Consider the following 23,156-nt stretch of genomic DNA (forward strand, 5'->3'; position numbering starts at 1 on the left):
ACTGCCTCTAGAGTTCGGGTATGAGCGACGCCGGCGAGAGCACCACCGACAGCGTGACCGAGAGCGCCACCCCGGAGGAGGTGCGCGACGGCGGGCGGGAGCAGGCGCACGCGACGGTGCGCCTGCGTGACGTCCTCGCCCAGATGCCCGACTACAAGCCCGGCAAGCCGGCGGCGGCACCAGCCGGCGTGACGGCATACAAGCTGTCCTCCAACGAGAACCCGTACGGCCCCCTCCCGTCGGTCGTCGCGGCGATCGACGACGCGGCGGCGACCGTCAACCGCTACCCCGACATGGCGGTGACGGCCCTCACGCAGCGCCTCGGGCGGTTCCTCGGCGTGCCGGCCGAGTGCCTCGCGACGGGCACCGGGTCCGTTGCGGTGCTCGCCCAGATCGTCAACGCGGCCTGTGACGCCGGCGACGAGGTCGTCTTCGCGTGGCGCTCCTTCGAGGCCTACCCCATCGTCACGCAGCTGGCGGGCGCGAAGCCCGTCATGGTCGGGCTCGACGAGCAGGCCCGACACCGCCTCGACGCGATGTTCGCGGCTCTCACCGACCGCACCCGCGTCGTCCTTCTCTGCACCCCCAACAACCCCACCGGGCCGTGCGTGCGACAGGCCGAGGTCGAGGCGTTCCTCGACAAGGTGCCGAGCGACGTCATCGTCGTCATCGACGAGGCGTACGTCGAGTTCGTCCGCGACCCGCAGGCCGTCCGCGGGCTCGAGGTGTGGCGCGAGCGCCCCAACGTCGTCGTCCTGCGCACCTTCTCCAAGGCGTACGGCCTCGCCGGCCTCCGCGTCGGGTACGCCGTCGCCCACCCTCCCGTGGCCGCCGCGCTCCGCAAGACGGCCACCCCCTTCGGCGTCAACTCGATCGCCCAGGTCGCCGCCATCGCCTCGCTCGACGCGTTCGACGAGCTGCGCGAGCGCGTCGACTCGATCGTCGCGGAGCGTGACCGGGTGGTGCAGGCCCTCGCCGACCAGGGCTGGAAGCTCCCGCAGTCCGACGCGAACTTCGTGTGGTTCCCGCTCGGCGCCGACTCGACCGCGTTCTCGCAGGCGTGCGAGGAGGCCGGGCTCATGGTGCGGCAGTACGGCGACGACGGCGTGCGCGTCACCATCGGCGAGGCCGAGGCCAACTCGCGCCTGCTCGAGGTCGCCGAACGTTTCGGCGCGCGCTGAACGAGGCGACAATGGTCTGAACCGCGGTCGGTCGCGCTGTCACGCACGGTCAGGCGCGGTGTCAGGAGGGCGCGATGAGGTTCGTGCGCGAGAGGGTCCCAGCCGTGGCGATGGCGCTCGTCGGCGTCGTCATGGCCCTCCCGTCGGTCGTCGCGCCGACCTGGCAGCTGACGACGCTCGACAGCGCGGGCGGCGTCCTGCTCTTCGACCAGCAGGACTGGAGCTGGGGCCGCTCCCGGGTGCTCGGCGCCGGCGGGGCGGTCGTGCAGGACCTCCCGAACGCGTTCGGTCTCGTCGTCCTCGTCGCCCTGCTCGCGGTCGCGGCGGCTGGGGCGCTCGTGTGGCTCTTCACGTCGGCGCCCTGGGCCTCGGTGGCCGCGCTGGTCACCGCGGCGGCCCTGCTCGGCCGGCTCGCGACGACCGTGGCCGAGCGCCACGGCGCCAGTGTCCGCGACGACGTGCACGGTCTGGCCGCGATCGGTTCCACGACGACCGTCGGGGCTCTGGAGTCCCTGGCCGCGCTGGCGCTCGTCGTCGCCGTCGCGCTCATGGCTGCGTCGGTCACCGGCGTCCGTATGCCGTCCGCCTGGGTCACGCGGCTGCGTACCGTGGCGAGCGGCGGACCTGACGAGCGCGACCCGGGCGGCGTGCAGGAGCACGCGAGGGCCTCGACCCGCCGGGCCCGGGCGACCATCACGTCTCGACCCGACGGCGAGCACCTCGCCGCCCCTGCCGTCGAGCTCGGTGACGAGGAGCAACGGTGAGCGTTCCCGAGCAGCCCTCCTCCCGCCACGTCGCGGAAGTCGGCGGGACGGCGCTCTCCGCGCCGGTCGACACCGCCTGGCGTCGGTTGCGTTCGCGCGTCCCTGTCGTGCGGGGCCGCCTCGTCGGCACGGTGCTCGTCCTCGCCGGCGTGCTCTGCGCCGCGCCGACGGCGATCTGGCCGACGCACACCATCTCCTACCTGCCGCTGCCCGACGTGGGCGGGAGCGCGCCGGTGCAGGAGATCGCGTTCTGGTCGTGGGGCCGCATCGCCAACATCGGCGTCGACGCCGGTGAGAACCGTCTCGACCTCGGCAACCCCGCCGGCCTCCTGCTTCTCGGCGTCGCCCTCCTCGTCGGCGTGGCGGCCGGTGCCTGCTACGCCTTGCGACGAGGCTCCGACGGCGTGCTGCTCGGGATCGCGGGCACCTCATGGCTGACGGGCCACGTGAGCGCCGACCTGGGTCAGACGGCGGGCCGGCTGTGGAGCGACTTCTACGGCGGCACCGAGGGCATCTGGAGGGCGACGACGGTGGTCGGCCTCCTCCAGCTCGCCGCCATCGCGATGCTGGTGGCGGCCTTCGTGGTCATGGGATGGCGGCCGGTGCTACGAGTCCTGGCAGCAGCCGCGGCGATGGTCGAGGAGGTGGCCCGACGGGTCCGCAGGCGTGCCCCGGTCGAGGAGGCGGGACCTGCCGAGTCCGAGCCGCGGGTCGGCATCGCGACGATGCGCGACGTCGACCCCGGCCGCGAGCCCGTGGTGCGGCCCGGCTGGTCGCCGGGGCACTGGAGTGGGGGCGGCGACGCGGGAGTCGGCTTCTCCGACGACCCTCCCCAGCCCGGGTCCGACCCGGCCCGCTTCCGCCCGCGCTGACCGTCCCCGCGCTGACCGTACCCGCCCGACTGACGGGTCGACGGACCGGACGCCCGCGCCCTGCCGTGCTCACGGGTGTCCGCAGGGCGGGTTCGGTCCGGTTGGTCGACCCGTCGGACGGGGTCGCCCCTCTTCCGGCACCTTGCTCGGCCCCCGGGTGTGGGCGCCAGCGCCTACGGTCGGTGCATGGACATGAAGCTCGAGCTGGTGGCGGTGCCCGTGACCGATGTCGACCGGGCCAAGGAGTTCTACGTCGAGAGGGTCGGGTTCAACGCCGACCACGACTACACCGTGAGTGACGAGGTCCGCTTCGTCCAGCTGACGCCGCCCGGGTCGGCGTGCTCGATCGCGATCGGAAAGGGCCTGACGCAGATCGTGCCCGGCGGCCTCGACAACCTCCAGATGGTCGTGGCCGACGTCGATGCCGTTCGGGCCGAGCTCGTCAGCCGGGGCGTCGAGGCCTCCGAGGTCGACGACCAGCCCTGGGGCAGGTTCGTCTTCTTCTCCGACCCCGACGGCAACCGCTGGTCGCTCCAGCAGCTGCCCGCGTGGTCAGCCGGCGCCGGCGGTGAGGGCGTCAACCCGGAGGCGTGACCTCGACAGGTCGCAGCACGGCGACGGGGATGGTCCGGCCGGCCTTCGCCTCGTACTTCGCGACGCCGGGGGCGGCGGCCAGCACGACGTCGCGCCAGACGCGGTCGCGCTCCCCGTCGTCGAGGACCTGGGGCACGACGTCCCTGCCCGTCGTCCCGATCTCGACCCGTGCGCGCGGCGCGCGGCGCAGGTTGCGGAACCAGTCCGGCTCGGTCGGCGACCCACTTCCGGTGCCCCACACGAGGTAGCCCCCCTCGTGGTCGAGGTAGCGGACCATGACCGACCGTGGCAGCCCCGTCCGTCGACCCGGTGAGGTCAGCATCAGCACCTTGGCGGCGCCACCACTGTCGAGCCGGCCATGGAAACGGCGGTGCATCCACAGGCCCATCGCGTTGCCACGGTGCATCATCCGGTGCCTGCGCGTCGTCATGGCCGGCCCTCCTCGCCCTCCGACTCAGCGTCCCGCGGGACGACCGGACCGTCAACGGAGGCGGGGTCCCCGACAGGTCTGTCAGGTGTCAGCCCCACGGCATACGTTCGGGGCATGCTCACCGCCGTCGCCGTGTCCGGCTACCGATCACTGCGCGACGTCGTCGTGCCTCTCCACGGCCTCGACGTCGTCACGGGCGCCAACGGCAGCGGAAAGTCCAGCCTCTACCGGTCGCTGCGGCTGCTCGCCGGGTGCGGTCGCGGCGACGTGATCGCCACTCTGGCGCGCGAGGGCGGCCTCGAGTCGGCCCTCTGGGCGGGGCCGGCCACGCTCGGCGGGGCACGCGAGCGCGGCCACGCGGTCCAGGGCACTCGCCGCAAGGGTCCGATCAGTCTCCAGCTCGGCTTCGCCTCCGACGACTTCGGCTACCTCGTCGACCTCGGCCTCCCGCAGCAGGCGTCGGGCAGCGACGGGGGCACGCCCTCGGCGTTCCTGCGAGACCCCGAGATCAAGCGCGAGGTCGTGTGGTCCGGCCCGGTCATGCGTCCGGGCTCGGTGCTCGTGCGGCGGCGGTGGGGCGTCGTCGAGACGCGCACCGCGCTCGGCGGCGACGACGGGTGGGGTGACGACTGGGACGACCGCGACGACGCGGTCGAGTGGGAGTCCGACCCCGTCGCGGCCCCGGGCGCCGGCACCGGGTCGCGGGCAGCGAAGGGCACGCGCCGCGGCTGGGCGCAGCTGACCCGCACGCTCCGGCCCTGGGAGAGCATGCTCACGGAGCTGGCCGACCCCGAGCGCGCACCCGAGCTGCTCAGGGTGCGCCGGATGATCCGCGGCTGGCGCTTCTACGACGGGTTCCGCGCGGACGCCGGTGCGCCCGCCCGCACGCCACACGTCGGCACCCGCACCCCCGTGCTCGCCGACGACGGCGCCGACCTCGCCGCCGCGCTCCAGACGATCCGCGAGAACGACAGGGGTGAGCTCGACCGCGCCGTCGCCGACGCCTTCGACGGCGCGATCCTCGACGTCACCGTCGACGGCGGTCGCTTCGACGTGGCGCTTCACCAGCCCGGCATGCTGCGACCGCTCGCCGGCGCCGAGCTGTCCGACGGGACACTGCGCTACCTGCTGCTCGTCGCGGCACTGCTGACCACCGACCCGCCACCGCTCATGGTGCTCAACGAGCCGGAGACGTCGCTGCACCCCGACCTGCTCGCGCCCCTCGCCCGGCTCATCCAGGCGGCCGCCCGACGCAGCCAGGTCATGGTCGTCTCGCACTCCGCTGCCCTCGTCGGCGAGCTCGGCGTCATCGACCCCGACGACGAGGACGAGACGCCGGTCGGGCTGGGCACCCCGGCCCGCGGCGTCACCCTCGTCAAGGACCTCGGCGAGACCTTCGTCCGCGGCCAGGGCCTGCTCACGACGCCCGCGTGGTCATGGGGGACGCGTCGCTGACCGCACCTTTCCGTGGCTCCCGGCTGGGCGGCATACGTCCTTGCTCGGCGACCGTCCCGAGCGGCGGGGGATCGGCGTCGTCGCAGGTCACCCGTTCGCCGGCTCCACCGGACCGTCCCGCATTGTGAGATTCGCAGCGCTCTCCGGTAAGTTCCGGGTCGAGGACCAAGCACGCGTCCGTCGTCACGAACGGCGGTCCTGCGCCCCCAGAAGCCGACAGCGGGAGACCCCCGTTTGCGGGCCGAACGAGTAGGCCGGTCTCACCGGCGAAGGAGCCCCACGTGAGCGACAAGGTTGTCGCCGAGCTGCACGAGCCGACCCCCTCGGTCGGAGACGGCGGCCCGGACATGATCCAGTTGCTGACCCCCGAAGGTCAGCGCGTGTCCCACCCCGACTACGACAAGTACGTCGCGGACCTGACACCCGAGGACCTGCGGAGCTTCTACCGCGACCTCGTCCTCATCCGCCGCCTCGACGCCGAGGGCTACGCGCTCCAGCGCCAGGGGGAGCTCGGGCTGTGGCCGAGCCTGCTCGGCCAGGAGGCCGCCCAGGTGGGCTCCGGTCGCGCGCTCAAGCCGCACGACTTCGTCTTCCCGACCTACCGCGAGCACGGCGTCGGCTTCGTGCGCCGCATGGACCCGCAGAGCTCGCTGCAGCTCTTCCGCGGCGTCAGCCAGGGCGGCTGGGACCCGCAGGAGAACAACTTCCACCTCTACACGATCGTCATCGGTGCCCAGGCGCTGCACGCCACCGGTTACGCGATGGGCGTGCGGATGGACGGCAACGTCGGCACCGGCGACCCCGAGCGCGACACCGCCGTCATCTGCTACTTCGGCGACGGCGCGAGCTCACAGGGTGACGTCAACGAGGCGTTCGTCTACGCCGCGAGCTTCGATGCCCCGGTCGTGTTCTTCTGCCAGAACAACCAGTGGGCCATCTCCGAGCCCGTCGAGAAGCAGACCCGCATCCCGCTCTTCCAGCGCGCCGCCGGCTTCGGCTTCCCCGGCGTCCGCGTCGACGGCAACGACATCCTCGCGACGTATGCCGTGACGCAGCACTGCCTCGACGAGGCCCGCAACGGCAACGGACCGCTGCTCATCGAGGCCTACACGTACCGCATGGGTGCCCACACGACGGCTGACGACCCGACGAAGTACCGCGTGTCGGCCGAGGTCGAGGAGTGGAAGTTCCGCGACCCCATCCTGCGGCTCAAGAGCTACCTCGCCCACGAGGGCATGGCCGACGAGGCCTTCTTCACGAACGTCGACGAGGAGGCCGACCAGTTCGCCGCCGAGCTGCGCGAGGGCTGCGTCACCATGGAGACGATGGCCGGCGAGACGATGTGGGACCACATCTACGCCGAGGACCACCCCGTCATGGAGGCGGAGCGTGCCGCGTACCTCGCGTACAAGGCGAGCTTCGAGGAGGCGAACTGATGGCGCTCGAGAAGGTCACCCTCGGCAAGAGCATCACCAACGGCCTCCGCAAGGCCATGGAGGCCGACCCCAAGGTCGTGCTCATCGGTGAGGACATCGGCAAGCTCGGCGGTGTCTTCCGCATCACCGAGGGGCTGCAGAAGGACTTCGGCGAGGAGCGCGTCATCGACTCCCCGCTCGCCGAGTCCGGCATCGTCGGCACCGCGGTCGGCATGGCGCTGCGCGGCTACCGCCCCGTCTGCGAGATCCAGTTCGACGGGTTCGTCTACCCCGCGTTCGACCAGATCGTCAGCCAGGTCGCGAAGATGCGGGCACGCTCGCTCGGCGCCATCAAGATCCCGATGGTCATCCGCATCCCGTTCGGTGGCGGCATCGGCAGCCCGGAGCACCACTCGGAGAGCCCCGAGGCGTACTTCGCGCACACGGCGGGCCTCCGCGTCGTCGCGTGCAGCAACCCCGAGGACGCCCACTGGATGATCCAGCAGGCCATCGAGTGCGACGACCCAGTCATGTTCTTCGAGCCGAAGCGCCGCTACCACGATCGCGCCGAGTACGACACGGACGCGACGACCGCTCCGCGTGGCCTCTTCGAGGCCAACGTGGTCCGCGAGGGCACCGACGTGACGCTGCTCGGCTACGGCCCCGTCGTCAAGACGATGCTCGAGTCGGCCGCGGCCGCCGAGGCCGAGGGCACGAGCATCGAGGTCATCGACCTGCGCTCGCTCTCCCCGCTCCCGATCGACACGATCGTGACGTCGGTACGCAAGACCGGTCGTCTCGTCGTCGTGCACGAGGCGAGCAGCTTCCTCGGCATGGCGTCGGAGATCTCGGCCCAGGTCACGGAGCAGTGCTTCTACGAGCTCGAGGCGCCGGTCATCCGGGTCGCGGGCGCCAACATCCCCTATCCGCCCAGCCGGATGGAGGAGGAGTTCCTCCCGGACCTCGACCGCATCCTCGACGGCGTCGACCGCGCGCTCGCGTACTGACGAAAGGCGCTGGGAAACATGGCTATTCGCACATTCAACCTGCCCGACCCAGGGGAGGGCCTCGTCGAGGCCGAGATCGTCGAGTGGAAGGTGTCGCCCGGCGACACCGTCAAGGTCAACGACATGGTCCTCGAGATCGAGACGGCCAAGTCGCTCGTCGAGCTGCCGATCCCGTGGGCCGGCACCGTCAAGGAGCTGCTCGTCGAGGTGGGGCAGACCATCGACGTCGGCACACCGATCATCTCCATCGACGACGGCAAGGGCGGCGACGAGGCCCCCGCAGCACCGGCGGGCCAGGCGTCGGCCGCGGGCGAGAAGCCTGCTCCGGCAGAAGCGGCCTCGGAGGCGATCCTCGTCGGCTACGGCGCCAAGGCCGGTGCCACCGCGCGCCGCGCCCGCAAGGGTATGCCGGGTGGCGCGGCCGCGCCGTCTGCGCAGGCCGCTGCTCCGGTCGCGTCGGCCCCCACGGAGACCGAGCAGGTCGCCGCCGCGGCCCCCGTCGCCGAGCCGGCCACCCCGGCCCCGCGCGCCGAGTCGCCGGCGCCTCCCGTGGCCGGTCCGGCAGGCCCGGCCGGTGGCCGCCCCAGGGCGAAGCCGCCGGTGCGCAAGCTCGCCAAGGACCTCGGCATCGACCTCGCAGCGGTCGCGCCCACCGGGCCTGACGGCATCATCACGCGCGACGACGTCACGAACCACTCGACCGGTGCTGCAGCCAACGGCCTTGCCGCACAGGCGACGTCGGCTCCGCAGGCTGCGGTCGCCGCCGGTGTTCCGTTCGGGTCGGGTGAGCGCGAGGAGCGCATCCCGATCAAGGGCGTGCGCAAGATGACGGCGCAGGCGATGGTCGGCTCGGCGTTCACGGCGCCGCACGTCACCGAGTGGATCACCGTCGACGTCACGAAGACCATGGAGCTCGTCGACCGGCTCAAGGGCAGCCGCGAGTTCAAGGACGTCAAGGTGACGCCGCTGCTCGTGCTCGCCAGGGCGCTCGTCCTCGCGGTCAAGCGCAACCCCGGCATGAACGCGACGTGGGACGAGGCCGCGCAGGAGATCGTCCAGAAGAACTACGTCAACCTCGGCATCGCCGCCGCCACCCCGCGGGGTCTGATCGTCCCGAACATCAAGGACGCCCACGCCCTGTCGATGCTCGAGCTCGCCCAGGCCATCGGGCAGCTCACGGCGACGGCCCGCGAGGGGCGCACCCAGCCGGCGGAGATGTCCGGCGGCACGATGACGATCACCAACGTCGGCGTCTTCGGCGTCGACAGCGGTACCCCGATCATCAACCCGGGTGAGTCGGCCATCGTCTGCTTCGGCGCGATCCGCAAGCAGCCATGGGTGGTCAGCGGCGCCGACGGCACCGACGAGATCGCGATCCGCCACGTGACGCAGCTCGCGGTGAGCTTCGACCACCGGCTCATCGACGGCGAGCTCGGCAGCCGCTTCCTGTCCGAGCTCGCGGCCATCCTCGAGGACCCGGCGCAGGCCCTCGTCTGGGGCTGACCACCCGACCCGACCGTCGAAGGGCCAGTTTCCGTGGCCCCCCGATCGTCGAAAGGCCAGTTTCCGTGGCCCCCCGACCGTCGAAAGGCCAATTCGTCGCTTGGTCGCGCTCGAGAGGCCAGTTCTGTCACGAGAACTGGCCTCTCGACGTTCGAGGGGGCGCAGATCTTGACCTCTCGACGGTGGAAGGTGCCCACTCGACGGTGGGAAGTGCCCACTCGACGGGAGAGAGGTCAGCCGCCGGCGACGCGCCTCATGACGACGTCCATGAGCCGGTCGGGCAGCAGTCGCCGGGCCGCGAGGATGGTGCGCGCGCCCCGCCCGGCGGGGTAGCGCGCCGACGGGTTCGTCGCCTCCAGGGCCACGAGCACCTTCTCTGCGACGGCATCGGGGCTCGACACGACGCGAGGGTCGTAGGTGCGCTCGTACATCGCGGCCATCCGCGTCGCCGCCTTCTCGTACACCGTGCCGCGCGACCAGGCCAGCATGCCCTCGCGCGCGATGGCGTCCCACTCGGTCAGGATCGGTCCGGGCTCGACGAGGACGACGTCGATCCCGAACGGCCGCAGCTCGAGACGCAGGCTGTCGCTGAACCCCTCGACCGCGAACTTCGTCGCGTGGTACCAGGCCCCGAGCGGCTCGTAGATCTTCCCGCCGATGCTCGAGATGTTGACGATCGTGCCGGACCGTTGGCGTCGCAGCTGCGGGATGACGAGCTGGGTCAGCCGGGCGAGCCCGAACACGTTGACCTCGAACTGCCGCCGGGCCTGCTCCATCGGCACGATCTCGACCGGCCCGTAGGTGCCGTGACCCGCGTTGTTGACGAGCGCGTCGAGCCGCCCCTGCTCTTCGATGACGCGCCGAACCCCGGCGACCATCGAGGCGTCGTCGGTGACGTCCATCGCGAACGTCCTCACCCCGCGCGCCTCCAGGGCCACCATCCGCTCGACCCGACGCGCAACGGCATACACGGTCCAGCCGGACTGGGCGAGGTGGACGGCGATCGACTCGCCGATGCCCGCGGAGGCACCGGTGACGAGGGCTACCTTGCTCATTCCGTCACCGTACGCAGCGTGGCCGCCCCCGTCGTGGCGAGCGCGGCCGCGGTCATGACCGTGCGGCTCATGACCGTGCAGCCGCCAGGCGCTCGTGCGTTCGCGACGTGCCGGCCTCATGGCCGAGCGGCACCTCGAGCTCGTCGTCACGCGCTGCCGGCGAGATCGTGTCGAGCTGCTCGATGACGGGCTCGTCGGCCGCATGGACGGTGTCGCGCAGCGGCAGCTCCTTGATGAAGAGCGCGGCGAGCAGCGCGAACGCGAAGGGCACGAGGCCCCAGACGAAGACGGTGTGCAGCGAGTCGGCGAGACCCTGCTGGACGCCGGTCGCGATCTGCGGCGGCAGCTGTGCGAGCGCCGACGGGTCGAGCACCGACCCGGCGTTGACCTCCTGTCCTGAGGCCCGCATCTGGGCAACGACCTCGCGGGGCAGGTGCGCGGCGATGTTGCCGGCGAGGCCGCTCGTCATGATCGTGCCGAAGACGGCGGTGCCCACCGTCGAGCCCACGTTGCGGAAGAACTGCGTCGACGCGGTCGCGACGCCGAGGTCCGAGCGCTGGGCGGAGTTCTGGATGATCAGGGTGAAGACCTGCAGCGCCATGCCGAGACCGACACCGAAGACGATCATCGACAGCGTCAGGTCGAGCTGGCTCGAGCCGTGGTGGAGCTGGGTCAGCAGCCAGAAGCCGACGCCCATGATGAGGATGCCCGCGATGGTCTGCAGCTTGTATCGGCCGGTCCGGGTGATGACGAGGCCCGACACGATCGAGAGCCCGATCATGGCGACCGACATCGGCATGAGGATGAGGCCGGAGTTCGTCGCCGACGCGCCGAGCACGCCCTGTGCGTACACCGGCAGGTAGATCATGGCGCCGAACATCATGACCGAGACCATGAAGGCTGCGATGTTGCTCAGGGTGAAGAGCGGGCTGCGGAAGAGGCGGAGCGGCAGCACGGGCTCGACGGCTCGGTGCTCGACGGCGATGAACCCGGCGAGCGCGACGACGCCGGCGGCATACATCCCGATGATCGCGGGGGAGCCCCAGGCGAGCGTCGTCCCACCGAGCGACGTCGGCACGAGCAGGAGGATGAGCGTCAATGAGAGGACGGCGATTCCGGCCTTGTCGACGACGGTCTCGCGCGGCGTGTGCTCGAGGTGGAGGAAGCGGCTGATGCCGAAGAACGCGAACACCCCGACCGGCAGCGTGACGAAGAAGAGCCAGCGCCAGCCCCAGTGGTCCGTCACGAACCCGCCGACGAGAGGGCCGAGGATGGAGGCGAGTCCGAAGACGCCGCCCATGAGGCCCTGGTACTTGCCACGCTGACGCGGCGGGATGATGTCGCCGATGATCGTCTGCGACAGCGGCATCAGCGTGCCCATGCCAGCGCCCTGGATGGCGCGGGCGACGATGAGCCACCAGAAGTTGTGGGCGAAGCCGGACAGGACCGAGCCGGCCATGAAGACGACGAGACCACCGAGGTAGAAGCCGCGCCGGCCGTAGAGGTCGCTCATCTTGCCGACGATCGGGACCGTGATCGCGCTGACGAGCATCGCGGCGGTCGCGAGCCACGAGTAGTGGTCGATGCCGCCGAGCTCGGCGACGATGCGCGGCATGGCGGGGCCGACGATCGTCTGGCTGATCGACGCGACAAGCATCCCGAGCATGAGCGCGATGAAGATGTTGCGGGTCGGGCGGTCCAGGCCCGCGGCCTTGCTCGTCGAGCTGGTGGCGGTGTCCGTGGCTACCTCCTGAGATGTCTGTGGCATGCGCACCACGGGACGCCAAACATGCAGTCACTGCAAAATTGCAGTTAATGCTTCCGAGTGACACCATTGAGACATGAGCACGGACCTGCTGACGGACGAGGCGTGTGGCCTGCGGGAGCGCAAGAAGCGCGAGACGCGCCGCGCGCTCAACCTCGCCGCCCTCGACCTCGTGGAGGAGAAGGGCTTCGCCGCCGTCACGACCGAGGAGATCGCGGCCCGCGCCGGCGTCAGCGCGCGCACCTTCTTCAACTACTTCCCGTCGAAGGAGGCCGCCGTCATCGGCACGACGGCCGAGGAGCTCGAGTCGTATGCCGCCGCGCTCGAGGAGGACGTCGAGGGCGAGTCGCCGCTCGAGTCCCTCCGCCGGATCCTGGCCGGGATGCTCGCGCCCGCGTCGATCGACCGCCAGCTGCGCGCCAAGCGCCGCCGCATCCTGCTCGGCGAGCCGGCGCTCGCGCCCGCTCTCGTCGGCAACAACATCCGCATCGAGAACGCGCTGACCGCCGCGCTGGAACGCCGCCTGGGCGTCAAGTCCGGCACGTCGCTCGAGCCACGCCTCACCGTGGCCGTCGCCATCGCCGCGGTCCGGGCCTGCATCGAGCACCAGCAGAACGGTGGGTCGGGCCGCTTGGAGCGCAACATCGACGCGGCGTTCGACCACCTCGCTGCCGGCCTGCGCTGACCCACGCCACCGCCCCGGCGGTTCGATGTATGGACGCGTCACGGGTGACGCGCTGATACATCGAACCAGGTCGTCAGCCGGCGTGCTCGATGCACCTCGTCGCCGTCGGGCGTGCCTCGAGTCGACCAGCCGGGATCGCACGCCCGCACCTCTCGCACCGCCCGTAGCCGCCGTCGGCCAGCCGGGCCAGAGCAGCTTCGATCTCCCCGAGGCGCCGCTCAGCCTGGTCGACGAGAGCGCTCAGCTGGGAACGTTCGTAGGCGATGGTCGATCCCTCCGGGTCGTGCTCGTCGTCGGCATTCGCCCCCACGGACGCGTCGACGACGACCTCGAACCCACGCCGCAGGGCCTCGAGCCGCTCCACCGTCGCGGCCCGCTCGTCGGCGAGCCGCTCCTCGGCCGTGGCGGGCGTGTCGTCCACCCGTCCATTGTCGCCCGGCGGCGTGGGTCACGCCGCTCCGGCAGGATGGGTGCATGAGCGAGCCCACCGGAGTGGTCTTCCCCGTCGAGCCGGTCTCGGGCCGCCGCAGCACGACCGCGACCGGTCGAGCCGTCGTCGCCGACGCCCTCCGCGCGGTCGACCCGGTCGGCGCCGCCTCCGCCCAGCGCGAGACGAACTGGCGCCAGGGCTACCTCCCGCACTTCCGACGCCTCGTCGAGGCCGGGCTCACCTCGCCCGACGCCGCCCGCAACATCGCCACCGGTGGCCTCGAGGCGCTCCACGGCCGGATGCGCTGGGCCTCGCCCGACGGCGACCACCCGCTCTCCGACGCGTTCGCCGACCATCGACGCGCCGACGACCTCGCCTCCGAGACGGTGCGCGGGGAGAGCGTCCCCGAACGCACCCTCTCCGTGCCGTATGCCGGTGAGCGACTCTCGGGTGACGCGCTGCGCCGCCGGCTCGACCTCTGGGTCGAGGCGGGCACGATCGAGCCGACGTGCGCCGAGGCCGTGTCGCTGGTCGTGGACAACCCCGACTGGCTCGACCTGTCCGACCGCACCGTCGTCGTGCTCGGTGCAGCGGCCGAGATGGGTCCGCTGCGGTCTCTGCTGCGCTGGGGCGCCGACGTGGCCGCTGTCGATCTGCCCCGAAAGGAGCTGTGGGAGAGGCTGATCCGTGACACCAAGCAGCTCGCCGGCTCGGTGACGCTGCCGGTGCGGCGCGGCGACCAGCCGCTCGCAGCACGCGCGGGTGGCGACCTCGTCCACGACCTCGCGGCCGTCACCCGGTGGGTCACCGCGCTCGACGGCCCGCTCGTCATCGGCAACTACGTCTACGCAGACGGTGAGACCAATGTCCGGGTCTCGATGGCCGTCGACGCCCTGACACGCCAGGTGGTGGACGCCAAGGGTGTCGGCGACGTCGCGCTCGCGTTCCTCGCCACCCCGACCGACGTGTTCGCGGTCCCGGGGGCGGCCGTCGCGCGCTCGGTCGACAGCTACGCCCGGCGGCGCACGTCGAAGGTGCTTCGTGTGCCGCTGCGCACGATCAGTGGTGGCCGCCTGCTGCGCCGCAACTACGTGCCGGGCCAGGATCCCGGCATCAACGACAGCGTCGTGCTCCAGCAGGGACCCAACTACCTGCTCGCCAAGCGGCTCCAGCGGTGGCGGGCGACGGCCTACCGGGCCGACGGCGGCCTCGTCTCGCTCAAGGTGGCGCCGCCCACGCGTACGCGGTCGGTCGTCAAGAACCGCGCGCTCGCGGCCGCGTACGCCGGCGCCCACCGCTTCGGCATCGAGGTCTTCGAGCCGGGCACGGCCAACACCCTCATGGCCGCCCTGCTCGTCCACGACCTCCGGACCGGCGCACCGTCCCAGCCCACGCCCTGGCAGGACGAGGCGTATGCCGCGGCGCACGGAGGGCTGTGGACGTCGGCGTACGACCCGCGCAGCGCGCTCGGGCTCGCCGCCCTGCTCGGCTTCGCCGCGGCCCGCTGAGCGCCGCCCGCCCACGCCGGTCGATACGTGCCGGTCGATATGTGCCGGTCGATATGTGCCGGTCGATACGTGCCGGTCGATACGTGCCGGTCGGTCAGTGCCGGTCGGTCAGTGCCGGTCGGTCAGGCGGTGACGAGGAGCCCGGTCAGGTACATGACGACGACGCCTGCCGCGATGCCGACGATGACCGGCCCGTCCACCGCACCACGCGCGCGGTCACGAAGCGAGGGCAGGAGCAGGACGATGACCTGGACGATGGCGCCGGCTCCGAGACCGATGAGGAACGTGGCCTGGGGGGCCGTCGAGACCATCGCGCCGAGGACCGTGCCCACAGCGGCGGGGGCACCCGCGATCAGGCCGAGACCGATGAACGTGGCCACCCCGACGGAGCGCCCGGTCGAGTGTCCGCTCAGGGGCGCGACGACGGCGATGCCCTCGGTCGTGTTGTGCAGCGCGAAGCCGATGACGAGCGTGGCCCCCAAGGCGAGCTCGCCGACGGCGAGCGCGGACCCGACGGCCAAGCCCTCGCCGAGGTTGTGCAGGCCGATGCCGATCGCGACGAGCAGGGCCAGCCGCCGGCCGCCGGAGCCGCTCGGCAGCACGCGTTGCAGGGCGGCCAGGGCCAGCAGGGCGACGACGGCGCCCAGGACGAAGAGGACGGGTCCACCGAAGGCGCCTCCCGGCCCGGCGCCGAGCTCGAAGCCCTCGAGCGTGGCGTCGACGGCGAGGAACGCGAGCAGGCCCACGGTGAAGGCCAGCAGGATCCGCGACGTCGCGGGGCTCGCGCGGCGCAGCAGAGGCAGGCAGCTCATCCCGAGCAGGACCGGGGCGATGCCGATCATCGCGCCGAGGGCCGCGATCCGCGCCAGCGAGGCCGGCGTCGCCTGCGGTGTCGCGACGGCGACGGGGATCTCGTGCTCGATCACCGCACCGGTCGACGTGAGCAGGGACACGGCATACGGCAGGCCCTCCTGCCACGGGTAGCTGATCGTCAGGGTCGTGGTGGCGAGCCGACCCACCGGCGCCTGCCCACCCGACACCGCCACGAAGGAGTCGTTGACGGCGGCCTGCGCGATCGTGACGGGGTCGGGGCCCGTGTTGCGTACCGTCAGCTCGATGGTGCCCGCCGTGAGCACGGTGCGCTCGACGACGAGCTGCTCCACCGGCGGCCCGGTGCGTGTGGGCAGCAGCACGCCGGCGAGCGCTGCCAGAGCGGCGATCCCGACCGCGACGATCGCCAGGACCACGGCGGCGAGCGCGACCCGGTGCGTGCGGGGAGCGTCGGGGGTGCGGGGGGCCACGGCCGGTTCGGACATCAGTCGACCACCTCGAAGAAGCCCATCCAGCCGAGGTCGGCGAACTCCGTCTTGTGGGCGTGGAACATGTAGCGCCCGGGGTGCGGGAACCGCAGCTCGCAGATGCCCCGCTGGCCCTGCCCCTGCACCACCGTGTCGGTGTACTCGGTCGGCTCGAGGCGGGTGCCCGTCGGGTAGTAGTCGAAGAAGTTGCCGTGGACGTGGAAGCTGTTGATCGGGTCGTACTCGAGGACGTTGACCAGGTAGATGCGCACGAGCTCGCCGCGCTTCACCCGGATGGGCTCGTTCATGTAGTGGAACGGGATGCCGTTGACGGCGTAGAGCTGGTTGCCCTGGCCGTCGAAGGTCGTGTTCCACCCGTGCTGGACCATGACCATCTCGTCGGCCCTGGGCCGGCCCCGTGCGGGGTCGATGATGAAGGTGCCGTACATCCCGCGGGCGATGTGCTCGGCGAGCGGGCCGACGTGGCAGTGGTACAGGTGCAGCCCGAACGGCTCGGCGTCGAACTCGTAGACGAAGTCCTCACCCGGCGCGATGGTGCCGCGTCCGACCATGGGGACACCGTCCATCTCGGCGGGGTGGATGCCGTGGAAGTGCATCGTGTGCGGGTGCGCCGACGCGTTGACGAAGCGGATGCGGAGTCGGTCGTTCTCCCGGCAGCGCAACGTCGGCCCGGGCACCCGGCCGTTGAACGTCCACCCCGGGAAGCTCACTCCGGGGGCCACCTCGATCTCCTGGTCGCGGGCGACGACCTCCCACTCGCGCAGGGTGCGGCCGTCGGGCCGCTTCGACGTGGTGCCCCAGTCGAAGTCACGGAGCGTCGCCGTGGGGTTGAAGCCGTTGGCCGTGTGGTCGACCGTCGCGCCCTCGCGGAACGTCGCGCCGTTGACGCCGCCACCATGAGCGTGGGCGCCGGCAGCTGGTGCGTCGGTCGCCCCGGTCGCCCCGGTTGACGGGCCCGAGGTCCAGGCGGCTCTCGCGGCGCCCGAGTGGGTGGTGTGGGCAGCCTCGACCGGACCTGCGTCGGCGAGAGCCGAGCGGGTCAGCAGCGCACCGACGCCCGCCGCTCCCGCGGTGCCGGCGAGGAAGAGTCGGCGCGACGTCGTCGCGGCGCGCGACCGTTCGGGCCCGGGGACCGCCGCCTGACCGGCGGGGTCGGTGGGGTCGGTGGGATCGGTGGGATCGGTGGGCATCCTCTCGTCGGTCATGACGTCTCCTCGACGGACTGTCCGTGGACGAGGTGGGCGAGCGGGGCGCCGAGCGCGACCCGCTCGCCGTCGACAGACACCCACAGCGGGCCGTCGAACGGAGACTGCTCGAGCACCTCGACCGTGACGCCCGGCCGCAGCCCCAGCTCGGCGAGGTAGCGCAGTGCCTCGGCGTTGCGGTTGTGCAGGCGCTCGACGCGGAAGCGGGTGCCGATCTGCACGTCGGCGATGGCGACGTCGCTCGCGACGAGACTGTCGGTGTCGTCCTGCGGGATCGGGTCGCCGTGGGGGTCGAGGTGCGGATGCCCGAGGAGTGCGTCGATGCGGCCGAGGAGCGAGTCCGAGACGGCGTGCTCGAGCAGCTCCGCCTCTGCGTAGAGCTCGTCCCAGGGCACCTGGAGGACCTCGGAGAGGAACGTCTCGAGGAGCCGGTGGCGCCGGACGATGCGCCGGGCGTGGTCGGCGCCGTGGTCGCTGAGGGCGAGGCTCCGGTCGTCGGCCCGCTCGACGAGCCCGTGGTCGACGAGGCGCTTCACCATCGCCGAGGTCGTCGGCGGCGTGACGCCCAGGACGTTGGCCAGGGTGGTCGTGCCGACGGCGACCCCGTCGCCGCCGAGCTCCCACATCGCCTTGAGCGTGTCCTCGGCGGCGTCGGTGCGCGTCAAGCCGCAGCAGCTGAACGCCTGCTGCAGTTCGACGGCTGAGACGTCTGACATTCGATGCTCCTAAGGGCGCCTGTTTGCCTCGACGAACCCATCCTACCGGCGCACGCGAAACGGCTGTCTCGATGTGAGACGGCCCAGCACGGTCGGCTCGGTCAGCCGCCCTCGAGGTAGCGCTGCAGCGTCGGGCCGATGTGGGCCACGAGCTCATCGGTCGACATGCTGACGAGCGGCTCGATGCGCAGGACGTACCGTCCCATCGCCATGCCGACGATCTGGGTCGCGGCGAGAGCGGCCCGCTGCCGGGCGTCGGGTGCGTCGAGGTGGCGTGCGTAGCTCTCGATGATGACGTTCTCGATGAAGTCCCGCACGACGTCGTGGGCAGGCCCCTCCGTGACGGCCGAGCGCATCAGACCGATCATCGCCCGGCCCACCGTCTCGTCCTCGATGAGCGTTGCCATCGTGCGGGCGATGCGCTCGCCGATGCCGTCGAGGCCCTGGGCGAAGACCTCGTCGATCTTCGTGCGCGGGTCGATCGGCAGTTCGAGGGCGGCGGCGAAGAGCCCGTCCTTGTTGCCGAAGTAGTAGGGGACCAGGGCGACGTCCACTCCGGCCCCGTCTGCGACCGCACGCATCGTGGTGCCCTTGAAACCTCGCGCCCCGAAGAGCTCGCGAGCCACGCGGAGGATGTCCCCGCGGACGTCGTCGCGGTCCGCCCGCGGGCCGGGGCGGCCGGGGCCGCCCGCTGCGCCGGGGCTGGAGCCCTCCGCTCGGGCGGGACGTGGGCGGCGGATCGGAGGAGACGGCATATCGGCATCCTAGCCACGATTGAACGCCTGTTGAAATCTGCCGGCCAGAGGTCTACCTTGGAATTCAACACCCGTTGAAAGGAGTGCCTCACATGTCCACCGCACCCACCCGAAGCCCTGCTCGTAGCTCTGCCGGCCGATCCGCGCGTGGCTCCGCGGCCGACGTCGTGCCACGGAACGACACCGTCCACCGCGTCGGACGTGGCGCGCCGGTCGGCGTCATCGTCGCGCTCGCGGTGGTGCTCGGCATCGTGCTCACTGCCTTTGCGCTCCCCGCCGCCAACAGCGCGCCCCGCGACGTGCCCATCGGCGTGGCCGGTCCCGCAGCCGCGAGCGCGCAGGTCACGGCCGCCCTGAACGGCCGCGCCCCGGGTGCGTTCGAGGTGAACGCCTTCGCCGACGAGGCGGCCCTCACCTCGGCCATCCGCGACCGCGACGTCTACGGCGGCATCGTCGTCACCGTCACCGGCCCGAAGGTGCTCACCGCGCCGGCCGGGAGCCCGGCTGTCGCGCAGCTGCTCACCAACCTCGCCACGAGCCTGTCGCAGCAGACCGGCCGCCAGGTGCCTGTCACCGAGGTGGTCCCGTTGCCCGCCAAGGACGCACGTGGTGCCGGCCTGTCATCGGCGCTCCTGCCGCTCATCATCGGCTCGGTGGCGCCGGTCATCGCGATGGTCCGGCTCGTCCGCGGACGGTGGTCGCGACTGGCAGGGGTGCTCACGGCATCCGTCGTCATCGGCGCTACGCTGGCCGGTCTGCTCCACTGGTACGGCGTCTTCACTGCCGGCTGGGGCCTCGATGCGGCCGCCATGGCGGCGGTCCTCGCGGCGATGTCGACGGCCCTGCTCGGCCTGCACGCCGTGGGTCGCTGGGCAGGGCTCGGCCTCGGCGTGGCGACGTTCATGCTGCTCGGCAACCCGCTGTCGGGGCTCGCGACGGCCCGCGAGTTCCTGCCGGAGCTCTGGTCGTCGCTCGGCTCGTGGCTTCCGCCGGGCGCGGCCGGGCAGCTGCTCCGGAGCTCGGCCTACTTCGACGGAGCCGGGGCCACCCACGGTCTCATCGTGCTCGGCTCGTGGTTCCTCGTGGGACTCCTCCTCATCGCCGTCGCGCCGCGGTCCCGGGCGTCGGACGTCCCGGCACCCGCCCTCGCCTGAGGCGAGCTAGTCCAGGTCCGACGAGTGACGACCGGCGCCCCCGACACGCGTGTCGAGGGCGCCGGCACGACTCGGAGCGGAGGCGTTCCCGCCGCTTCGGGGTGGACGAACCCCGCGAACGACGGGCGCCGGCCTGTCGCCCGGGGCGCTCTGCGCGGCATCCGTCGCCGTGTGGCAGGCTGGCGCCGAGTTGTCCAAGGGGCTGTCCCGCGGGGCTGTCCAGGGCGACGTCCACGGGGCTGTCCCACGGAGGAAGGTGAGCATGGCGCCACGTCTCGTCCCGCCCGGCGTACGCGAGCTGCCGGCCCTCACCGAGCTGCGCCTCGAGGTGCGCGCCTTCCTCGCCGAACAGGTTGCCGCAGGGGCATTCGTGCCCCATGTCGACACGTGGCTGACGCAGTGGGACCGCGAGTTCACGCGCGAGCTCGGCCGTCGCGGCTGGCTCGGCATGGTCATCCCGACCGAGTACGGCGGCCAGGGGCGCACCTACCTCGAGCGGTTCGTCGTCACCGAGGAGCTGCTCGTCCTCGGCGCACCCGTCGCCGCGCACTGGGTCGCCGAGCGGCAGATCGGCCCGTCGCTGCTGCGCTACGGCACCGAGGAGCAGAAGCAGGCCTTCCTGCCCGGCATCAGCCGCGGCGAGGTCATCTTCGGCATAGGCATGAGCGAGCCCGACTCGGGCTCCGACCTCGCGAGCGTGCGCACCCGCGCCGAGCGTGTCGACGGCGGCTGGCGCCTCACGGGCACGAAGGTCTGGACAAGCGGCGCGCACGAGGCCGACGCGTTCTTCGCCCTCGCCCGCTCGGCCCCGCTCGACCCCGAGCACCGGCACGCCGGCCTCAGCCAGTTCATCGTCGACCTCCGTGCGCCGGGCGTCACGATCCGCCCGATCATCTCGATGGGCGGCGACCACCACTTCAACGAGGTGCACCTCGACGGCGTTCTCGTCCCCGACGACCGCGTCCTCGGCGAGGTGGGCGCGGGCTGGGCCCAGGTGACGTCCGAGCTCGGCTACGAGCGCAGCGGCCCCGAACGCATCCTGTCGACGTTCCAGCTCCTCGCGGCGGCAGCCCAAGCCATGGACGACGGACGCCTCCCCAACGACGCCGGACTCGGCCGGCACGTCGCGCGCGTCGCGGCGCTGCACCACATGTCGTTCGCCGTCGCCACGGCGCTCGAGAACCACGAGGACGCCGACACCGCAGCTGCCGTGGTCAAGGTGCTCGGCACGACCGGCGAGGGTGACATCGCCGACTACGTCGACACCCTGACCGCGACCGGCTGGGCCCTCGACGAGGAGCTCGACACGCTCCTGCACGCCGCGATCCTCCAGCGGCCCGGCTTCACGCTGCGGGGCGGCACCAACGAGATCCTGCGCGGCGTCATCGCCCGCGGGCTGGGGCTGCGTTGATGCCCGACCGCCCCGGCTGCCCCGAGCGCCGCGACGTCCACGACCTCGTCGCGCCGACGAGCCCGGACCCCGACCTCGTCGCGGTCCTCACCGACCTCTTCGCCGACTACCGCGCGCAGCGCACCACGCCCACCGCCGTCGTCGACCTCGACCGCGACCTGTGGCAGCGCCTCGAGGACCTCGGGCTCACCCGGCTCACCGGCCGCGAGGCCTCCGGTGGCAGCGGGGGCAGCTGGGTCGACGCGGCCGCCTTGCTCGGGATCGCTGCAGCGGCAGCGGCGCCCGTGCCGCTCGCCGAGCACGACGTCCTCGGTGGATGGCTGCTCGAGGCTGCCGACCTGCCCAACGACGGCGGCCTGCGCACCGTATGCCGCCCCGACCCCTCCGGAGTGGCCCTCAACGTCACGTGGGCCCGAGACGCGAGCAGGATCGTGGTCCTCTGGGAGGACCGCGACGAGTGGCGCGTGGCCGACGTCCCGGCCGACCGGGTCGGTATCGAGGAGCGCCGCAACCTCGCGGGCGAGCCCAGCGACACGGTGGAGTTCGACCTCGACGACCTCGAGGCCGGCATCGTCGTCGCCCACGAGATCGGTGAGCAGTTCCACCTGCGCGGGGCTCTCGCGCGGTCGGCACAGGTCGTCGGGGCGATGGAGCGGGTCGTCGAGGTCGTCCTCGAGCACGTGCGCGAGCGGAAGCAGTTCGGCCGGCCGGTGGGCCGTTTCCAGGCGGTGCAGCACCTCGTCGCCGACATCGCCTCCGAGACCGCGCTCGCCCGAGCCGCGACCGACGCCGCCGTCGCGCGGGCCGCGGCGTCCGACTGGCGCGACCCCGGGATGCTCTTCGCCGTCGGGGTCGCCAAGTCCTGTGTCGGTCACGCCGCCTCGGTGGTCGTGCGCGGAGCCCACCAGGCGCTCGGCGCGATCGGCACGACTCTCGAGCACGAGCTGCACACGCTCACCAAGCCGATCCTCGCCCGTCGGAGCGAGTACGGCTCGCTCCAGGACTGGGACGAGACCCTCACGGCGCTCGCGTCGTCGGCGGGCCACGACCGGCTCTGGACCCTCATCACGACCGGGCGTGCCAAGACACCCCCGTTCGATGTGTTCGACGGTCGCCCATGACCGCCCAATACATCGAACCGGCCTGCGCATGAAGGAGATCCGCACGATGACCGAGACCGAGATCCGCTACGACGTCACCAACGGAGTTGCCGTCATCACGCTGGACGCGCCCGAGCGGCGCAACGCGCTGTCGGTGCAGATGTCCCGGGAGCTGACCGACGCGGCACGTACGGCCGAGGCCGACGACGCCGTGGGCGCGGTCGTCGTCACCGGCGGCTCGCACTTCTGCGCGGGCGCGGTGCGCAGCGTCCTGTCCGACACCGGCCGCGACCCCGTCGAGGACGAGGCCTACCGCAACCTCGAGACCGTCTACGCCGCGTTCACGACGATCGGCACGATCGGCCTGCCGACCGTCGCCGCAGTGCGAGGCGCCGCCGTCGGCGCGGGGCTCAACCTCGCCCTCGCGACGGACCTGCGCATCGTCTCGCGCACCGCGCGCCTGCTGCCCGGCTTCGCACAGATCGGCATCCACCCCGGCGGCGGCCACTTCACCCTCCTCAACCGCGTCGCGGGCCGCGAGGCCGCCGCCGCCCTCGGCCTCTTCGGCGACGAGGTCGACGGCGAGCGCGCCGTCGCCCTCGGCCTGGCATGGGCGGCATACGACGACGGCGACGTACAGGCACAGGCCATGGCACTCGCTGCGCGCGTCGCGAAGGACCCTGCGCTGGCCCGCCGGACGGTCGCGAGCTTCCGCCGCGAAACCGTCCCGGGCGGCGTCCCGTGGGACGTCGCGGTCGAGCTCGAGCGGTCGCCGCAGATGTGGTCGCTTCGGCGCCGTCACGACGCCTGAGCCCCGCCCGCCCCCTCGGTG

General features: G+C 72.1%; 22 protein-coding genes. 14 read left to right on the forward strand and 8 right to left on the reverse strand.

The annotated features are described in order from the left end of the window. The first annotated feature begins 20 nt into the window (after positions 1 to 20). The 4 genes from hisC to ACFQU3_RS21805 all read left to right on the forward strand — a co-directional run bounded on the left by hisC (position 21) and on the right by ACFQU3_RS21805 (position 3,411). Positions 21 to 1,181 (forward strand): histidinol-phosphate transaminase, encoded by a 1,161-nt coding sequence (hisC, locus tag ACFQU3_RS21790; RefSeq protein WP_385913716.1) that lies wholly within the window; start codon positions 21 to 23, stop codon positions 1,179 to 1,181. 74 nt (positions 1,182 to 1,255) lie between these two features. Then, positions 1,256 to 1,945 (forward strand): hypothetical protein, encoded by a 690-nt coding sequence (locus ACFQU3_RS21795; RefSeq protein WP_385913718.1) that lies wholly within the window; start codon positions 1,256 to 1,258, stop codon positions 1,943 to 1,945. Next, entirely contained in the window at positions 1,942 to 2,817 is an 876-nt protein-coding gene (locus ACFQU3_RS21800; RefSeq protein WP_385913720.1) for a hypothetical protein, read from the forward strand. Before ACFQU3_RS21795 ends, ACFQU3_RS21800 begins: the two co-directional genes overlap by 4 nt. Before the next feature lie 186 nt (positions 2,818 to 3,003). Then, a complete protein-coding gene (locus tag ACFQU3_RS21805) occupies positions 3,004 to 3,411 on the forward strand; it encodes a glyoxalase superfamily protein (protein ID WP_385913722.1) in 408 nt (135 codons plus the stop codon). On the opposite strand, the gene ACFQU3_RS21810 is transcribed toward ACFQU3_RS21805, so the two are convergent. Then, positions 3,395 to 3,841, reverse strand: coding sequence for a nitroreductase family deazaflavin-dependent oxidoreductase (locus ACFQU3_RS21810; protein WP_385913724.1), 447 nt, complete (start codon positions 3,839 to 3,841; stop codon positions 3,395 to 3,397). The genes ACFQU3_RS21805 and ACFQU3_RS21810 overlap by 17 nt on opposite strands. A gap of 114 nt (positions 3,842 to 3,955) precedes the next feature. Between ACFQU3_RS21810 and ACFQU3_RS21815 the strand changes: the two genes are divergently transcribed. From ACFQU3_RS21815 to ACFQU3_RS21830, 4 genes are all read left to right on the forward strand, one after another. After that, positions 3,956 to 5,296, forward strand: a complete 1,341-nt coding sequence (locus ACFQU3_RS21815; RefSeq protein ID WP_385913726.1) for an AAA family ATPase — start codon at positions 3,956 to 3,958, stop codon at positions 5,294 to 5,296. Between the two features lie 281 nt (positions 5,297 to 5,577). After that, positions 5,578 to 6,732: a pyruvate dehydrogenase (acetyl-transferring) E1 component subunit alpha gene (pdhA, locus tag ACFQU3_RS21820; RefSeq protein ID WP_385913728.1), complete on the forward strand. Its 1,155-nt coding sequence runs from the start codon at positions 5,578 to 5,580 to the stop codon at positions 6,730 to 6,732. Next, positions 6,732 to 7,718 (forward strand): alpha-ketoacid dehydrogenase subunit beta, encoded by a 987-nt coding sequence (locus ACFQU3_RS21825; RefSeq protein ID WP_385913730.1) that lies wholly within the window; start codon positions 6,732 to 6,734, stop codon positions 7,716 to 7,718. Before pdhA ends, ACFQU3_RS21825 begins: the two co-directional genes overlap by 1 nt. 18 nt (positions 7,719 to 7,736) lie before the next feature. Then, positions 7,737 to 9,221 (forward strand): dihydrolipoamide acetyltransferase family protein, encoded by a 1,485-nt coding sequence (locus ACFQU3_RS21830; RefSeq protein WP_385913732.1) that lies wholly within the window; start codon positions 7,737 to 7,739, stop codon positions 9,219 to 9,221. A gap of 233 nt (positions 9,222 to 9,454) precedes the next feature. Here the strand turns inward: ACFQU3_RS21830 and ACFQU3_RS21835 are convergent, their stop codons facing one another. Together ACFQU3_RS21835 and ACFQU3_RS21840 are read right to left on the reverse strand one after the other, a co-directional pair. Beyond that, positions 9,455 to 10,276, reverse strand: coding sequence for an oxidoreductase (locus ACFQU3_RS21835; RefSeq protein ID WP_385913734.1), 822 nt, complete (start codon positions 10,274 to 10,276; stop codon positions 9,455 to 9,457). Between the two features lie 67 nt (positions 10,277 to 10,343). Then, a complete protein-coding gene (locus ACFQU3_RS21840; protein WP_385913736.1) occupies positions 10,344 to 12,044 on the reverse strand; it encodes an MDR family MFS transporter in 1,701 nt (566 codons plus the stop codon). A gap of 73 nt (positions 12,045 to 12,117) precedes the next feature. Between ACFQU3_RS21840 and ACFQU3_RS21845 the strand changes: the two genes are divergently transcribed. After that, a complete protein-coding gene (locus ACFQU3_RS21845; RefSeq protein ID WP_385913738.1) occupies positions 12,118 to 12,726 on the forward strand; it encodes a TetR family transcriptional regulator in 609 nt (202 codons plus the stop codon). Between the two features lie 73 nt (positions 12,727 to 12,799). Here ACFQU3_RS21845 and ACFQU3_RS21850 read toward each other — a convergent pair whose 3' ends face one another. Beyond that, complete coding sequence (locus ACFQU3_RS21850; RefSeq protein ID WP_385913739.1) at positions 12,800 to 13,147, reverse strand: TraR/DksA family transcriptional regulator; 348 nt, start codon at positions 13,145 to 13,147, stop codon at positions 12,800 to 12,802. A gap of 53 nt (positions 13,148 to 13,200) precedes the next feature. On the opposite strand from ACFQU3_RS21850, the gene ACFQU3_RS21855 reads away from it, so the two are divergent. Beyond that, positions 13,201 to 14,664, forward strand: coding sequence for a hypothetical protein (locus ACFQU3_RS21855; RefSeq protein ID WP_385913741.1), 1,464 nt, complete (start codon positions 13,201 to 13,203; stop codon positions 14,662 to 14,664). Between the two features lie 122 nt (positions 14,665 to 14,786). Here ACFQU3_RS21855 and ACFQU3_RS21860 read toward each other — a convergent pair whose 3' ends face one another. The 4 genes from ACFQU3_RS21860 to ACFQU3_RS21875 form a co-directional block, all read right to left on the reverse strand. Next, complete coding sequence (locus ACFQU3_RS21860) at positions 14,787 to 15,980, reverse strand: ZIP family metal transporter (RefSeq protein WP_385913743.1); 1,194 nt, start codon at positions 15,978 to 15,980, stop codon at positions 14,787 to 14,789. Further along, on the reverse strand, positions 15,980 to 17,188 hold the full coding sequence (locus tag ACFQU3_RS21865; RefSeq protein WP_385913745.1) for a multicopper oxidase domain-containing protein: 1,209 nt from the start codon (positions 17,186 to 17,188) through the stop codon (positions 15,980 to 15,982). Before ACFQU3_RS21865 ends, ACFQU3_RS21860 begins: the two co-directional genes overlap by 1 nt. Continuing rightward, on the reverse strand, positions 17,185 to 17,904 hold the full coding sequence (locus ACFQU3_RS21870; protein WP_385913747.1) for a metal-dependent transcriptional regulator: 720 nt from the start codon (positions 17,902 to 17,904) through the stop codon (positions 17,185 to 17,187). Before ACFQU3_RS21870 ends, ACFQU3_RS21865 begins: the two co-directional genes overlap by 4 nt. Before the next feature lie 101 nt (positions 17,905 to 18,005). Continuing rightward, on the reverse strand, positions 18,006 to 18,659 hold the full coding sequence (locus ACFQU3_RS21875) for a TetR family transcriptional regulator (protein ID WP_385913749.1): 654 nt from the start codon (positions 18,657 to 18,659) through the stop codon (positions 18,006 to 18,008). Between the two features lie 92 nt (positions 18,660 to 18,751). On the opposite strand from ACFQU3_RS21875, the gene ACFQU3_RS21880 reads away from it, so the two are divergent. From ACFQU3_RS21880 to ACFQU3_RS21895, 4 genes are all read left to right on the forward strand, one after another. Then, a complete protein-coding gene (locus ACFQU3_RS21880; RefSeq protein WP_385913751.1) occupies positions 18,752 to 19,813 on the forward strand; it encodes a hypothetical protein in 1,062 nt (353 codons plus the stop codon). A 262-nt stretch (positions 19,814 to 20,075) separates the two neighbouring features. After that, the gene (locus tag ACFQU3_RS21885; protein ID WP_385913753.1) at positions 20,076 to 21,224 is read left to right on the forward strand and encodes an acyl-CoA dehydrogenase family protein; all 1,149 of its coding nucleotides are present in this window, start codon (positions 20,076 to 20,078) and stop codon (positions 21,222 to 21,224) included. Continuing rightward, positions 21,224 to 22,345, forward strand: a complete 1,122-nt coding sequence (locus ACFQU3_RS21890) for an acyl-CoA dehydrogenase family protein (RefSeq protein ID WP_385913754.1) — start codon at positions 21,224 to 21,226, stop codon at positions 22,343 to 22,345. Before ACFQU3_RS21885 ends, ACFQU3_RS21890 begins: the two co-directional genes overlap by 1 nt. 46 nt (positions 22,346 to 22,391) lie before the next feature. Then, positions 22,392 to 23,135 (forward strand): enoyl-CoA hydratase-related protein, encoded by a 744-nt coding sequence (locus tag ACFQU3_RS21895; RefSeq protein WP_385913756.1) that lies wholly within the window; start codon positions 22,392 to 22,394, stop codon positions 23,133 to 23,135. Positions 23,136 to 23,156: the final 21 nt, after the last annotated feature.

This window comes from Terrabacter sp. GCM10028922 (assembly GCF_042666095.1).
In the GTDB taxonomy this organism is placed as follows: domain Bacteria; phylum Actinomycetota; class Actinomycetes; order Actinomycetales; family Dermatophilaceae; genus Terrabacter.

What these genes read in the sequence shown, in the direction of transcription:
- ACFQU3_RS21880 (WP_385913751.1), top strand. Translation starts at nt 18,752, where the DNA reads ATGTCCACCGCACCCACCCGAAGCCCTGCTCGTAGCTCTGCCGGCCGA.
- ACFQU3_RS21845 (WP_385913738.1), top strand. Translation starts at nt 12,118, where the DNA reads ATGAGCACGGACCTGCTGACGGACGAGGCGTGTGGCCTGCGGGAGCGC.
- ACFQU3_RS21875 (WP_385913749.1), bottom strand. Translation starts at nt 18,659, where the DNA reads ATGCCGTCTCCTCCGATCCGCCGCCCACGTCCCGCCCGAGCGGAGGGC.
- ACFQU3_RS21825 (WP_385913730.1), top strand. Translation starts at nt 6,732, where the DNA reads ATGGCGCTCGAGAAGGTCACCCTCGGCAAGAGCATCACCAACGGCCTC.
- ACFQU3_RS21870 (WP_385913747.1), bottom strand. Translation starts at nt 17,904, where the DNA reads ATGTCAGACGTCTCAGCCGTCGAACTGCAGCAGGCGTTCAGCTGCTGC.
- ACFQU3_RS21855 (WP_385913741.1), top strand. Translation starts at nt 13,201, where the DNA reads ATGAGCGAGCCCACCGGAGTGGTCTTCCCCGTCGAGCCGGTCTCGGGC.
- ACFQU3_RS21860 (WP_385913743.1), bottom strand. Translation starts at nt 15,980, where the DNA reads ATGTCCGAACCGGCCGTGGCCCCCCGCACCCCCGACGCTCCCCGCACG.
- ACFQU3_RS21815 (WP_385913726.1), top strand. Translation starts at nt 3,956, where the DNA reads ATGCTCACCGCCGTCGCCGTGTCCGGCTACCGATCACTGCGCGACGTC.
- ACFQU3_RS21840 (WP_385913736.1), bottom strand. Translation starts at nt 12,044, where the DNA reads ATGCCACAGACATCTCAGGAGGTAGCCACGGACACCGCCACCAGCTCG.
- ACFQU3_RS21865 (WP_385913745.1), bottom strand. Translation starts at nt 17,188, where the DNA reads ATGACCGACGAGAGGATGCCCACCGATCCCACCGATCCCACCGACCCC.
- hisC (WP_385913716.1), top strand. Translation starts at nt 21, where the DNA reads ATGAGCGACGCCGGCGAGAGCACCACCGACAGCGTGACCGAGAGCGCC.
- ACFQU3_RS21885 (WP_385913753.1), top strand. Translation starts at nt 20,076, where the DNA reads ATGGCGCCACGTCTCGTCCCGCCCGGCGTACGCGAGCTGCCGGCCCTC.
- ACFQU3_RS21890 (WP_385913754.1), top strand. Translation starts at nt 21,224, where the DNA reads ATGCCCGACCGCCCCGGCTGCCCCGAGCGCCGCGACGTCCACGACCTC.
- ACFQU3_RS21795 (WP_385913718.1), top strand. Translation starts at nt 1,256, where the DNA reads ATGAGGTTCGTGCGCGAGAGGGTCCCAGCCGTGGCGATGGCGCTCGTC.
- ACFQU3_RS21895 (WP_385913756.1), top strand. Translation starts at nt 22,392, where the DNA reads ATGACCGAGACCGAGATCCGCTACGACGTCACCAACGGAGTTGCCGTC.
- ACFQU3_RS21810 (WP_385913724.1), bottom strand. Translation starts at nt 3,841, where the DNA reads ATGACGACGCGCAGGCACCGGATGATGCACCGTGGCAACGCGATGGGC.
- ACFQU3_RS21805 (WP_385913722.1), top strand. Translation starts at nt 3,004, where the DNA reads ATGGACATGAAGCTCGAGCTGGTGGCGGTGCCCGTGACCGATGTCGAC.
- ACFQU3_RS21830 (WP_385913732.1), top strand. Translation starts at nt 7,737, where the DNA reads ATGGCTATTCGCACATTCAACCTGCCCGACCCAGGGGAGGGCCTCGTC.
- ACFQU3_RS21835 (WP_385913734.1), bottom strand. Translation starts at nt 10,276, where the DNA reads ATGAGCAAGGTAGCCCTCGTCACCGGTGCCTCCGCGGGCATCGGCGAG.